The organism is Bacillus sp. z33 (assembly GCF_058313615.1).
On record NZ_JBZFQN010000004.1, the window covers coordinates 1 to 12,964 of the forward strand.

General features: G+C 42.2%; 12 protein-coding genes, 2 rRNA genes and 1 riboswitch. All 14 genes read left to right on the forward strand.

Annotated elements, in window-relative coordinates:
• Positions 1 to 118 (forward strand): 23S ribosomal RNA (locus AC4G3L_RS14680); the annotation flags it as partial.
• 73 nt (positions 119 to 191) lie between these two features.
• Positions 192 to 308 (forward strand): 5S ribosomal RNA (gene rrf, locus AC4G3L_RS14685).
• A 561-nt stretch (positions 309 to 869) separates the two neighbouring features.
• The gene (locus AC4G3L_RS14690) at positions 870 to 1,070 is read left to right on the forward strand and encodes an NETI motif-containing protein (RefSeq protein ID WP_491077748.1); all 201 of its coding nucleotides are present in this window, start codon (positions 870 to 872) and stop codon (positions 1,068 to 1,070) included.
• Positions 1,071 to 1,161: 91 nt separating this feature from the next.
• A riboswitch (purine riboswitch) is annotated at positions 1,162 to 1,265 on the forward strand.
• Between the two features lie 123 nt (positions 1,266 to 1,388).
• Positions 1,389 to 1,880, forward strand: a complete 492-nt coding sequence (gene purE / locus AC4G3L_RS14695) for a 5-(carboxyamino)imidazole ribonucleotide mutase (RefSeq protein ID WP_491077749.1) — start codon at positions 1,389 to 1,391, stop codon at positions 1,878 to 1,880.
• Positions 1,867 to 3,045, forward strand: a complete 1,179-nt coding sequence (gene purK / locus AC4G3L_RS14700) for a 5-(carboxyamino)imidazole ribonucleotide synthase (protein WP_491077750.1) — start codon at positions 1,867 to 1,869, stop codon at positions 3,043 to 3,045. The genes purE and purK overlap by 14 nt, the downstream gene beginning before the upstream one ends.
• Complete coding sequence (gene purB, locus AC4G3L_RS14705; protein WP_491077751.1) at positions 3,042 to 4,334, forward strand: adenylosuccinate lyase; 1,293 nt, start codon at positions 3,042 to 3,044, stop codon at positions 4,332 to 4,334. Before purK ends, purB begins: the two co-directional genes overlap by 4 nt.
• A gap of 105 nt (positions 4,335 to 4,439) precedes the next feature.
• Positions 4,440 to 5,159, forward strand: coding sequence for a phosphoribosylaminoimidazolesuccinocarboxamide synthase (gene purC, locus AC4G3L_RS14710; RefSeq protein WP_491077752.1), 720 nt, complete (start codon positions 4,440 to 4,442; stop codon positions 5,157 to 5,159).
• A complete protein-coding gene (gene purS, locus AC4G3L_RS14715; protein WP_491077753.1) occupies positions 5,152 to 5,406 on the forward strand; it encodes a phosphoribosylformylglycinamidine synthase subunit PurS in 255 nt (84 codons plus the stop codon). The genes purC and purS overlap by 8 nt, the downstream gene beginning before the upstream one ends.
• On the forward strand, positions 5,403 to 6,086 hold the full coding sequence (purQ, locus tag AC4G3L_RS14720) for a phosphoribosylformylglycinamidine synthase subunit PurQ (RefSeq protein WP_491077754.1): 684 nt from the start codon (positions 5,403 to 5,405) through the stop codon (positions 6,084 to 6,086). The genes purS and purQ overlap by 4 nt, the downstream gene beginning before the upstream one ends.
• The gene (gene purL / locus AC4G3L_RS14725) at positions 6,070 to 8,304 is read left to right on the forward strand and encodes a phosphoribosylformylglycinamidine synthase subunit PurL (protein ID WP_491077755.1); all 2,235 of its coding nucleotides are present in this window, start codon (positions 6,070 to 6,072) and stop codon (positions 8,302 to 8,304) included. Before purQ ends, purL begins: the two co-directional genes overlap by 17 nt.
• On the forward strand, positions 8,280 to 9,701 hold the full coding sequence (purF, locus tag AC4G3L_RS14730) for an amidophosphoribosyltransferase (protein ID WP_491077756.1): 1,422 nt from the start codon (positions 8,280 to 8,282) through the stop codon (positions 9,699 to 9,701). The genes purL and purF overlap by 25 nt, the downstream gene beginning before the upstream one ends.
• A gap of 42 nt (positions 9,702 to 9,743) precedes the next feature.
• Positions 9,744 to 10,769, forward strand: coding sequence for a phosphoribosylformylglycinamidine cyclo-ligase (gene purM, locus AC4G3L_RS14735; protein WP_491077964.1), 1,026 nt, complete (start codon positions 9,744 to 9,746; stop codon positions 10,767 to 10,769).
• Positions 10,770 to 10,852: 83 nt separating this feature from the next.
• Positions 10,853 to 11,434 carry a phosphoribosylglycinamide formyltransferase gene (purN, locus tag AC4G3L_RS14740; RefSeq protein ID WP_491077965.1) on the forward strand — a complete coding sequence of 194 codons (582 nt, stop codon included), beginning with the start codon at positions 10,853 to 10,855 and terminating at the stop codon, positions 11,432 to 11,434.
• Positions 11,431 to 12,963: a bifunctional phosphoribosylaminoimidazolecarboxamide formyltransferase/IMP cyclohydrolase gene (gene purH, locus AC4G3L_RS14745; RefSeq protein ID WP_491077757.1), complete on the forward strand. Its 1,533-nt coding sequence runs from the start codon at positions 11,431 to 11,433 to the stop codon at positions 12,961 to 12,963. The genes purN and purH overlap by 4 nt, the downstream gene beginning before the upstream one ends.
• Position 12,964 lies beyond the last annotated feature (1 nt).

A 12,964-nucleotide genomic window follows, 5' to 3' on the forward strand; every position in this document is an offset into this window, starting at 1 on the left:
GATTTCCCATAGCGCAAGCTAGTAAGAACCCTGAAAGATGATCAGGTTGATAGGTCCGAGGTGGAAGTGTGGTGACACATGGAGCTGACGGATACTAATCGTTCGAGGACTTAACCAAATGATTCAAAACGCAACTTGCCCAAATTACATTATCCAGTTTTGAAAGAATGATTTTCTTTCTAATCAAATAGTCCGGTAACGATGGCGAAGAGGCCACACCCGTTCCCATTCCGAACACGGAAGTTAAGCTCTTCAGCGCCGATGGTAGTTGGGACGCGAGTCCCTGTGAGAGTAGGACGTTGCCGGGCAATTTTAAAACCAGTTCAGTTCTTGAACTGGTTTTTTTGTGCGATTTTTTAGGTTCGAGGAGATGAACTATATTATTTATATCTATATCTTGGGAAAGCCGCGCTCTCCTGCATCTCTTATACACCTATGCAACTCAAATGATCGGGTAAAGGTGCGTGAAAGCTATTAGAGGTCTGCAGGAAACATCTATCCTACATCCATGCAAACACCTCTTATACACGTTTCCCCGGGTAAAGGTGCATGAAAGCTGTTAGAAGTGTGTAGGAAACCAGCTATCACACACCTATGAAATATCCCAGACCGGCTTAAAGCTGTGTTACCCAAAGTAAAGTGGAGTGAAGGCTCAGGTATAGGAAAATCAAAAACCAGTGTCATGAAGCTAGTTACAAACGGTATTGGAATGAGCATAGTGTTTGTCTATCTGACTTGATAAAGTCCTTTAGTAGATACAGTCAGGCCTATGAACAGGCATTTATAGATAGCCATCAAAAAATCTTTCGAAAAGAGTACTAAATGGGATACACTACTAGTAGTGTTAATAAAGAAAGGACGACGATTAATTGGCTAAGCCAAAGAAACTAAGATTTGAATTACAAGAGAATGAGAGCATTGATGCATGCCTGGAGCGTATGAAAAGGGAAGGTTATTTCCCTGTAAAACGTACAGAGAAACCAATTTTTAAGGAAGTAAAAAATGGCAATCAGCCGGAATATGTTCCAATTTCACGCCAAATCATTTTTGAAGGAAAATTAATGGAGTAAAAACGAACAATATAACATTAAATGGCAGAAATGTTCGATTTTTAGTTGACATACAAATGGTCCCATTGTTAAGATAAATACGTAAAAGAAACATTTAAATTAATACTTCTCTCATATAATAGCGGGGATATGGCCTGCAAGTTTCTACCCAAAGACCGAATAAATTTTTGGACTATGAGAGAAAGCGGACCTCACCTTATATGTGAGGGCATAGTACTTGTCCTAAGTGCTTGGTTTGGCATAGCATATAAGCTGTGTGGACTGCTTTCTCTTTTTGAAAGTTTGTTCATGCAGCTTTTTTATTTGGAGGCGAAAATGATGGGTGAGCCGAAGGTTGGAGTAATCATGGGAAGCATATCAGACTGGGAAACGATGAAGCATGCATGTGCTATTTTGGATGAATTTGAGATTGCCTATGAGAAAAATGTAGTATCTGCCCATAGAACACCTGATTTAATGTTTGAATACTCGCAGAGTGCACGAGGCCGTGGGATCAAAGTGATTATAGCAGGCGCAGGAGGAGCAGCCCATTTACCAGGAATGGTAGCAGCCAAAACAACTTTACCAGTAATCGGTGTCCCCGTGCAATCCCGTGCGTTAAATGGCTTGGATTCTCTGCTATCGATTGTGCAGATGCCAGGAGGAGTACCTGTTGCAACAATGGCAATTGGTAAAGCGGGTGCAACAAATGCCGGACTATTGGCTGTTCAATTATTAGGAGCATACGAGCAGGATATAGCAGAAGCACTGGAACAATATAGATTAAAAATTCAAAGACAATCGATTGAAAGTTGTGATGAACTTGAATAACGAGGTACCAGTGATTTTACCGGGACAGACGATTGGAATTATAGGCGGAGGTCAGCTGGGACGCATGATGGCGCTGGCAGCTAGGCAATCTGGTTTTAAAATAGCTGTTCTTGATCCAACACCGAAGAGTCCATGCGGACAGGTTGCAGATATTGAAATAACCGCAGCATTTGATGATATAGAAGCTTTACAAAGATTGGCTAAGATAAGTGATCTTGTGACTTTTGAGTTTGAAAATGTTAATGCAGATGCAATCGATCAATTAATGAGTGATTCATATATCCCGCAAGGCACGGATATATTAAGAATTACACAGGATCGGGTCTTGGAAAAACAAGCAATCGAGAAATCTGGTGTCCGAATTGCTCCCTATACTGTGATTACCAATCACGAAGACCTTCGACAGGCTATTGTTAAACTGGGTTATCCTTCCGTGCTGAAAATGGCACGTGGCGGTTATGATGGAAAAGGCCAGCTTGTTATAAGGGAGGAAGCAGATTTAGCCCAAACAACTGGATTGATGGATGATGGTATTTGTGTTCTGGAGGAGTTCATCCCGTTTCACAAAGAAATTTCGGTTATTGTAACTCGAAAACTGGATGGTTCAGTAAGGGTCTTCCCCGTTGCTGAGAACATACATGTGAATAATATTTTACATCAATCAATCGTCCCAGCGAGAATTAGTCCAAACGCTCAGAGCTATGCTATTGGAATTGCAGTGCAATTGGCAGAATCATTAAAGCTGGTAGGTACATTGGCCATTGAAATGTTTCTGATGGACGAGGATGACATTTTGGTGAATGAACTAGCACCAAGACCTCATAATTCTGGTCATTATTCCATTGAAGCATGTGAGACCTCTCAATTTGAGCAACATATAAGAGCAGTATGCAATTGGCCACTAGGTCATACTGAATTACATTCGAGTGCGGTAATGGTCAACATTCTGGGCCAGCACATGGAACCTGTTATACAGGCTTTAGGAGAAGAACCAGATTGGAATATACATATTTACGGAAAAAGTGAAGCGAAGCCAAACCGAAAAATGGGGCATATTACAATCTTAGGAGAGCATCCAATAGAAATATTGGAGGAGCTTAATCGTACAAAAATATGGATTGAACAATCAGAAGAACAAATAGAAAAGGTGGATTTTAATTTATGATTGAACGTTATACAAGACCTGAAATGGGAAGGATATGGACTGAAGAGAATCGCTTTAAAGCGTGGCTTGAAGTGGAGATTTTGGCATGTGAAGCATGGGCTGAGCTTGGGGCGATTCCTAAAGAAGACGTGAAAGTACTGAGAGAACGTGCATCGTTTGATGTAAAGCGTATTAAGGAAATTGAAGCAGAAACCCGCCATGACGTAGTTGCTTTTACACGTGCTGTTTCAGAAACACTGGGAGAGGAACGTAAGTGGGTCCATTATGGACTTACTTCTACCGATGTAGTGGATACGGCTTTATCGTATTTGCTTAAACAAGCCAATGATATTTTAATCGCAGATGTGGAGCGGTTTATTACAATTTTGGCTGAAAAAGCAAAAGAGCATAAATATACGGTCATGATGGGGCGTACACATGGCGTTCATGCGGAGCCAACGACATTTGGCTTAAAAATGGCACTTTGGTACGAAGAAATGAAGCGTAATCTAAAGAGATTAAAAGAAGCGGCAGATACAGTAGAGTATGGCAAAATTTCCGGCGCTGTTGGTACTTATGCCAACATCGATCCATTTGTAGAGAAGTTTGTTTGTGAAAAGCTTGGAATTAAGCCATCACTAATTTCTACTCAAACCTTACAGCGTGACCGACATGCACATTACATGTCCACGCTCGCATTGATTGCCACATCTATTGAAAAATTTGCGACTGAAATTCGTGGATTACAAAAAAGTGAAACTCGTGAAGTGGAGGAATTCTTTGCGAAAGGGCAAAAAGGTTCTTCCGCTATGCCGCATAAACGGAATCCAATCGGTTCCGAGAATATGACGGGTTTGGCACGTGTGATTCGCGGTCATATGGTGACGGCCTATGAAAATGTTTCACTTTGGCATGAACGTGATATTTCGCATTCATCGGCTGAGCGAATTATCCTGCCGGATGCCACAATTTTACTGAACTATATGTTGAATCGTTTCAGCAATATCGTGAAAAACTTAACGGTATTTCCGGAGAATATGAAACGCAACATGGATCGTACGTATGGATTAATTTATTCTCAGCGTGTATTGCTTACTTTAATTGATAAAGGGCTATCTCGTGAAAAAGCCTATGATACTGTCCAGCCAAAGGCAATGGAAGCATGGGAAACACAGGTTCAGTTCCGTGAGTTGCTTGAAGCGGATGAAACGATTACATCCTACCTGTCTAAAGAAGAACTGGATGATTGTTTCGATTATCACTATCATCTGAAAAATGTAGATTTCATCTTCGAACGTATGGGACTGTAAGTTTTGTGAGGGGGCATTTCCTTATAAGGATGAGGGGATGCCCATCTCCAAACTTTTATATAATGTTGAGTGACTTAGGACTATGACTTTATAGGAGGCAATACATTGGCGAAAAGTGAACTCCTTTATGAAGGGAAAGCTAAGCAAATCTATGCAACTGATGATCCAGGAATCGTTCTTATCCAATACAAGGACTCCGCTACCGCATTTAATGGTGAAAAGAATGCGATGATTGAGGGAAAAGGACGCCTAAATAATGAAATAACGAGCCTTTTATTTGAATGGCTTCACCGTGAGGGCATTAAATCTCATTTTATGAAGAAAATATCGGAAACAGAACAACTTGTTAAACGAGTTAGCATGATTCCTTTAGAGGTAGTGGTCCGGAATGTCGCTGCCGGCAGTTTTTCAAAAAGAGTAGGTATGGAGGAGGGAATCCCTCTTAAAAGACCAGTTGTAGAATTTTATTATAAAGATGATTTACTTCGTGATCCGCTGATTACAGAAGATCATATTGATATCCTAGGCCTTTCTACAATCAAAGAAGTCGGAATATTAAAAAAATACGCCATGCAAATTAATGGGAAATTACAAAGTTTATTTGTTTCTATGGAAATAAGGTTAATCGATTTTAAGCTAGAGTTTGGCCGTGATGAAGCAGGTGAAATCTTGCTTGCGGATGAAATCTCACCGGATACATGCCGTCTATGGGATATGCATACAAATGAAAAATTGGATAAGGATGTTTTCCGCCGGGATCTTGGTAGTTTAACAGATGCCTATAAAAAAATTCTTGCTAAGCTGGAGGACGTCCAACATGTATAAAGTAAAGGTTTATGTCACTCTTCGCGAAAGTGTATTGGATCCGCAGGGAACCGCAGTCCAAAAATCATTGAATGCCCTGAATTTTTTGGAGGTACTGGATGTTCGGATTGGTAAGTATATGGAAATGGAACTCTCTGAATCTACTGCAGATGTTGATGAATCCGTCCGCAAGATGTGTGAAAAATTGTTAGTCAATATGGTTGTTGAAGACTATCGATATGAAGTCGAGGAGGTTATCAAGCAGTGAAATTTGCAGTAATCGTCTTTCCGGGTTCGAATTGTGATATAGATATGTACCATGCCATTCGTGATGAACTGGGTGAAGAAGCAGAATATGTTTGGCATACGGAAACAAGTCTTGAAGGATTTGATGCAATCTTACTGCCTGGAGGTTTTTCCTATGGTGATTATTTAAGGTGTGGAGCGATTGCCCGATTTTCGCCGATTATGGAGGCCGTAAAAAGAGTGGCAATGGAAGGCATTCCGGTTCTCGGCGTATGTAATGGCTTTCAGGTATTACTGGAGGCGGGATTATTACCGGGAGCTATGCGGCGCAATTCTGATTTGAAATTTATTTGCAGACCGCAGACGTTACGTGTCGTAAACAACAATACTCCTTTTACGAACTGTTATGCGGAAAATGAAAAAATCACGATCCCTATTGCACATGGCGAGGGTAATTATTATTGTGATGAGGAGACATTGGAACAGTTAATTACCCAACATCGGATTCTTTTTTCATATGATGGAAATCCAAATGGAAGTCATAATGATATTGCGGGAATTATGAGTGAAGAAGGCAATGTCCTGGGGATGATGCCGCATCCGGAAAGAGCTGTTTCTTCCCTGCTTGGCAGTGTTGACGGGATTAGATTATTCAAATCGATCGTTCAATATTGGAGGGAAACCCATGCCGTTAATGCTTGAGCCAAGTCCAATCATGATTAAAGAAAATCGGGTATATACCACATTGGGTTTAACGGATGTTGAGTTTGCGACAATAGAGAAAATCCTCGGGCGCCTGCCAAACTATACAGAAACCGGCTTATTTTCTGTCATGTGGTCTGAGCATTGCAGCTATAAAAACTCCAAGCCTGTATTAAAGAAATTCCCCACAACGGGTGAACGAGTGTTACAGGGTCCGGGAGAAGGTGCAGGTATTGTTGATATCGGTGAGGGCTTAGCGGTTGTATTTAAAATAGAGAGTCATAACCATCCATCTGCGATTGAACCTTATCAAGGTGCTGCAACCGGTGTGGGCGGAATTATCCGAGATGTCTTTTCCATGGGAGCCAGGCCGATTGCCATCCTGAATTCTTTGCGCTTTGGAGAAATAAAGACACCGCGAATGAAGTACTTGTTTGAAGAAATTGTAGCTGGAATTGCGGGATATGGAAATTGTATCGGAATACCGACTGTGGGTGGCGAAATTCAATTCGATTCATCCTATGACGGCAATCCACTTGTAAATGTGATGTGTGTCGGAATAATTAATCATAAGGACATAAAAAAAGGTCAGGCACATGGTATAGGAAATACGGTCATGTATGTTGGCGCAAAAACTGGGCGTGATGGTATCCACGGGGCAACCTTTGCATCGGAAGAATTAACAGATGATTCTGATTCTAAACGACCGGCTGTACAAGTTGGAGATCCATTCATGGAAAAGCTTTTACTTGAAGCATGTTTGGAGCTTGTAAAATCGGATGCACTTGTGGGCATACAGGATATGGGGGCAGCCGGTTTAACCAGTTCTTCCGCTGAGATGGCCTCCAAAGCTGGATCTGGGATTGAAATGAATTTAGATAAGATTCCTCAGCGAGAAGTGGGAATGACACCTTATGAAATGATGTTGTCTGAATCACAGGAACGTATGCTGATTGTAGTGAAAAAAGGTCGGGAGCCGGAAATTGAAGAGCTGTTTGAAAAATATGGACTTGAAGCGGTAGCTGTTGGTGCTGTAACGAAGGATAAAATGCTACGGTTAACACATTGTGGCAAAGTCGTGGCAAATGTACGAGCTGATGCGCTAGCTGAGGACGCTCCAGTTTATTATAAGTCGTCTAAAGAACCTGAGTATTTTAAAGAGTTTCTAGTAATGGAAAATGAAACACCTGCTGTGGGTAACTATACAGAAACTCTATTATCCCTATTGGCACAGCCAACCATCGCAAGTAAGGAATGGGTTTACGAACAATATGATTATATGGTACGGACCAATACAATCGTGGCTCCCGGTTCTGATGCTGCTGTTATACGTATTCGCGGTACAGAAAAAGCGTTGGCTATGACAACAGATTGCAATTCTCGATATCTGTATTTGAATCCTGAAATAGGTGGCCAAATTGCGGTGGCTGAAGCGGCACGTAATATTATTTGTTCCGGTGGTGAACCGCTGGCGATTACTGATTGCTTAAACTTTGGGAATCCGGAAAAGCCTGAAATTTTTTGGCAGCTTGAAAAGGCCGCAGATGGAATAAGTGAAGCATGCCGTGTACTGGGGACACCGGTTATTGGCGGGAATGTGTCCTTATATAATGAAACAAATGGAGAAGCTATTTATCCAACGCCGGTTGTGGGAATGGTAGGGCTGGTTCATAACATCAATCATATTACCACTCAATCTTTCAAAGACAAGGAAGATCTGATTTACTTGATCGGAGAAACGTATTCTGAATTTGGAGGAAGTGAGTTACAAAAATTAAAGAATGATGGACGAATCTTTGGTCATGCACCTTACCTGAATCTAAAGGTTGAAAAAGAACGACAGAATAAGCTTTTGAAGGCCATTCAGACAGGTTTGGTCAAATCAGCGCATGACCTTGCAGAAGGCGGGCTTGCAGTAGCACTTGCTGAAGGATTGTTTGGCACAGAAGAGCTTGGCCTGGAAGTCACACTAGAGGGAGACATGGTAACGGAATTATTTTCGGAATCACAATCTCGCTTCCTTGTGACGGTTTCTTCGGAACAAGTGCAAAAATTTGAAGAAATCATCTCTGAAGCAGTACAAATAGGGAAGGTAACCCGTACAGGAAAGTATCTGATTCGTAATGAGCAAGACGAAGTGGTTATTGATATTGATTCGAAACAGCTAATGAACGTCTGGAAGGGAGCTATCCCGTGCTTGCTGAAATCCGTGGACTAAATGAAGAATGTGGGTTGTTTGGAATCTGGGGGCATGAGGAAGCATCTCAATTAACTTACTATGGTTTACACAGTCTGCAGCATCGTGGCCAAGAAGGAGCCGGAATGGTCGTGACGGATGGCCATGGATTGAAATCACATAAAGCGGAAGGTCTCGTAAATGATGTTTTCAACCAGAAGATTATCGAGGATATGAAGGGGCGGAGTGCAATCGGACATGTGCGCTATGCTACGGCAGGCGGAGGCGGAGTGGCCAATGTTCAGCCATTTTTATTTAATTCTCAGACTATGGGCAGCTTTGCTCTCGCACATAATGGAAATCTGGTTAATGCAACCCAGTTGAAAGATCAGCTAGAAGTAGATGGAAGCATTTTTCACACCACTTCGGATACAGAGGTCCTTGCTCATTTAATCAGGCGTTCCTCCGGTTCAACATGCTTTAAGGAGCGGGTTAAGAAAGCTTTATCGTTCGTTCAGGGAGCCTATGCATTCCTGGTTATGACAGAAACAGAAATGATGATAGCTGTGGACCCCCATGGTTTGCGCCCTGTTTCGATTGGGCGGATTGGAGAAGGATATGCAGCTGCATCAGAAACATGCGCCTTTGATTTAATAGGAGCAGACTATATTCGCGATGTAAGGCCAGGAGAGCTGGTCATCATCAATGATGAAGGAATCCAATCGGAATATTTTGCTTTATCAACTGGCAGAGCCATGTGCAGTATGGAGTATATTTATTTTTCAAGACCGGATAGTAATATAGATGGGATTAATGTTCATACGGCCAGGAAGAATCTCGGAAAACAGCTGGCTATGGAAGCGCAAATCGAGGCGGATGTGGTCACAGGTGTTCCGGATTCAAGCATATCAGCAGCGATTGGTTTTGCTGAAGTGAGCGGGATTCCATATGAGATTGGACTAATTAAAAATAGATATGTAGGACGGACATTTATACAGCCATCACAATCGCTGCGTGAACAAGGGGTAAAAATGAAGCTGGCTCCGGTACGTGGGGTTGTCGAAGGAAAAAGAGTCATTATGGTGGATGATTCAATAGTAAGGGGTACGACTAGCAGGAGGATTGTGGCGATGCTTAAGGAAGCTGGTGCAAAAGAGGTCCATGTTTGCATTAGTTCTCCTCCAATCAAGAATCCTTGTTACTATGGAATTGATACATCTGCTAAAGGAGAGCTGATTGCCGGATCAAACTCAGTGGAAGAAATCAGAGAAATGATTGGTGCCGATTCCTTAACCTTTTTGAGCGTAGATGGGACGGTTGAGGCAATTGGACGGCCTTTTGAGGGCAAGTATCGGGGCCAATGTATGGCATGTTTTACGGGGAAATATCCAACTGATATTTATGAAACTGACCATCAGGCATATGAAAAAATAAAATAGCGGCAGCGGATTCATTTGCAGGAGTAGGAAAGGATGATTACTTTGTCGAATGCCTATAAACGTGCAGGCGTGGATATTGAAGCGGGATATGAATCTGTTGCGCGCATGAGAAAGCATGTTAGCCGTACACAAAGGCCTGAGGTTATTGGCCCTTTAGGCGGTTTCGGAGGGATGTTTGATTTATCGGCATTGTCCATTCAGGAGCCTGTCCTTGTCTCTGGAACAGATGGAGTTGGAACTAAATTATTACTCGCTATAATGATGGATAAGCATGATACCATTGGCATTGACTGCGTTGCCATGTGTGTAAATGATATTATTGCCCAAGGAGCGGAGCCGTTATATTTCCTAGATTACATTGCTTGTGGAAAAGCGGATCCGATAAAAGTAGAAGCAATTGTAAAAGGAATAGCAGATGGGTGCGAGCAGGCAGGCTGTGCCCTGATTGGCGGTGAAACAGCTGAAATGCCGGGAATGTACGCGATTGATGAATATGATCTGGCTGGTTTTACGGTTGGTGTGGTAGAAAAAAGTAAGCTGATTGATGGAAGCTTTGTACGCGAGGGTGATGTCTTAATCGGTCTGCCTTCAAGCGGGATTCATAGTAATGGGTTCTCATTAGTAAGAAAGATTTTGCTTGATGAATCATCAATGAAGCTGGATCAATTTATTGAGGAATTGGATTGTACGTTGGGAGAGGAATTACTGCGCCCGACTAAAATCTACGTTAAACCTGTGATTGAGTTATTGAAGAGAGACTCAGTCCATGGGATCGCTCACATTACAGGTGGGGGATTTATCGAAAATATCCCGCGTATGCTACCAGATGGATTTGGAGTCGAAATTAAAACAGGCTCGTGGAAGATAAACCCGATCTTCTCCCTTTTAAAAAGCAAAGGTTCTCTGCGAGAAGAAGAAATGTTTTCGATTTTTAATATGGGGATTGGGATGGTTCTGGCTGTTGAAACTGAAAAAGCAGATGAACTGATTACACGGCTGATTAAACGGGGAGAAGAGGCTAAAAGAATTGGCCAGGTCATTCGTGGAGAAGGCGTTCATTTTATTTGATTAGTGAGTTATTCAGAGGCAGCTTAGTAGAAAAATAAAATTAGAATGATAGGATTTTATTATATATGTCTAAGGGAGAGGCCATGAAAAGAATAGCGATTTTTGCATCAGGCAATGGCAGTAACTTTCAAGCACTCGTGGAAGCAGTGGAGAGCGGGGCATTGCATGCTTCAATAGAATGGCTGATTTGTGATCATCCAGGCGCTTATTGTATAGATAGAGCTGAACAATTAAATATCCCGGTATTCTCCTTTCAACCAAAGGACTATCCTTCGAAAAAGGATTTCGAACAGGAGATTCTACAACAGCTGCAGGCAAAAGAAGTAGACTTGATTGTTCTGGCAGGCTATATGCGTTTGATTGGCCCTGTGTTGTTAATGGTCTATCCGAATCAAATTATTAATATCCACCCTTCTTTATTGCCAACATTCCCAGGGAAAAATGCAGTTATGCAGGCAATAGAAGCAGGGGTTAAAGTAACGGGTGTCACCATTCATTATGTGGATTCAGGCATGGATACGGGGCCGATTATTGCACAGAGAGCAATCTCAATTCATGAAGGGGAAAGCATAGAGGATCTACATAGAAGAATTCAGCAGGTTGAGCATGAATTATATCCTAAGATTATTGAGCAGATATGTAACGAACAGGGGGAAACAGTATGAAGAAGCGTGCTTTAGTCAGTGTGTCCAATAAAGAGGGGATTGTTGAGTTCGCCAAAGGGCTTGTGGAACTCGGGTTTGAGATTGTTTCCACAGGAGGAACGAAAAAAACGTTAGCTGATCACAACATTCCGGTCATAAGTGTAAGTGATGTTACAGGATTTCCGGAAATTATGGATGGACGTGTGAAAACATTGCATCCATTTATTCATGGTGGTTTGTTAGGTAAACAAAATGATAAAGCTCATATGGCTCAGCTTGAGGATCATGGAATCGTCCCTATTCAGCTTGTCTGTGTTAACCTGTATCCGTTCCAGGAAACGGTTTCCAAACCAGATGTGAGAGTTGATGATGCCATCGAAAACATTGATATCGGCGGTCCTGCAATGTTACGGGCATCTGCCAAAAATCATGAGTCGGTAGCAGTTGTAGTTGATCCGGCAGACTATCGAAAAGTACTTGAAGCACTCCATAATGGAGAACTATCTTTATTAGATAGAAGAAAGTTGGCAGCAAAGGTTTTTCGTCATACTGCTGCCTATGATGCACTGATTGCGGAGTATATGACGAATTTGGCAGAAGAGGATCAGCCTGAAAACCTTACCGTTACATACACACTGAAGCAGCCACTCCGTTACGGAGAAAATCCACATCAAAAAGCTGCTTTTTATGCAAGATTGCTTGGAACTACATGTTCAATCGCAGCAGCCCGGCAGCTGCATGGCAAGGAGTTATCCTATAACAATATCAACGACGCAGATGCTGCTCTGCAAATGGTGAAGGAATTTGAACAGCCGGCTGCTGTAGCCGTTAAGCATATGAATCCATGCGGGGCAGGGATAGGGAGCACCATTTATGAAGCTTTCCAAAAAGCATATGATGCAGATCCTACTTCTATTTTTGGTGGCATTGTAGCATTGAATCGTGAAGTCGATGCTAAAACAGCAAAAATGCTCCACGAAATCTTTCTTGAAATTGTGATTGCTCCGGCATTTTCAGACGAGGCACTTGAAATCTTAACATCTAAGAAAAATATTCGCCTGCTTACCATTCAATTTGAAGGAAAAGAAAATAGGGAGAAGAAGCTTTCTTCCATTGCAGGTGGTTTACTGATGCAGGACTCAGATTATGCAAATCTTCAAGATGCAGAGCTTCAGGTTGTCACAAAAAGAGAGCCAACAGAAGCTGAGTGGAGAGCTCTTCAATTTGGTTGGAAAATTGTGAAGCATGTTAAATCAAATGCAATTGTTGTAACCGATGAGCAGATGACTCTTGGGGTTGGGGCGGGTCAAATGAATCGAATCGGCGCTGCGAAAATCGCATTAAAGCAGGCTGGTGAAAAAGCGTCGGGAGCCATTATGGCATCAGATGCATTCTTCCCAATGGATGATACAGTCGAAGCGGCAGCTAAAGCAGGGATCGCTGCCATCATTCAGCCAGGTGGTTCAAAAAGGGACGAGGACTCTGTGAAAAAAGCAGATGAGTATGGAATAGCAATGGTCACTACGGGAGTACGACATTTCAAACATTAAG

Bases quoted from the DNA above. Each gene is read 5' to 3' on its own strand.
- purH (WP_491077757.1), top strand. From the start codon at position 11,431: ATGAAGAAGCGTGCTTTAGTCAGTGTGTCCAATAAAGAGGGGATTGTT.
- purE (WP_491077749.1), top strand. From the start codon at position 1,389: ATGGGTGAGCCGAAGGTTGGAGTAATCATGGGAAGCATATCAGACTGG.
- purB (WP_491077751.1), top strand. From the start codon at position 3,042: ATGATTGAACGTTATACAAGACCTGAAATGGGAAGGATATGGACTGAA.
- purK (WP_491077750.1), top strand. From the start codon at position 1,867: ATGAACTTGAATAACGAGGTACCAGTGATTTTACCGGGACAGACGATT.
- purS (WP_491077753.1), top strand. From the start codon at position 5,152: ATGTATAAAGTAAAGGTTTATGTCACTCTTCGCGAAAGTGTATTGGAT.
- purN (WP_491077965.1), top strand. From the start codon at position 10,853: ATGAAAAGAATAGCGATTTTTGCATCAGGCAATGGCAGTAACTTTCAA.
- purL (WP_491077755.1), top strand. From the start codon at position 6,070: ATGCCGTTAATGCTTGAGCCAAGTCCAATCATGATTAAAGAAAATCGG.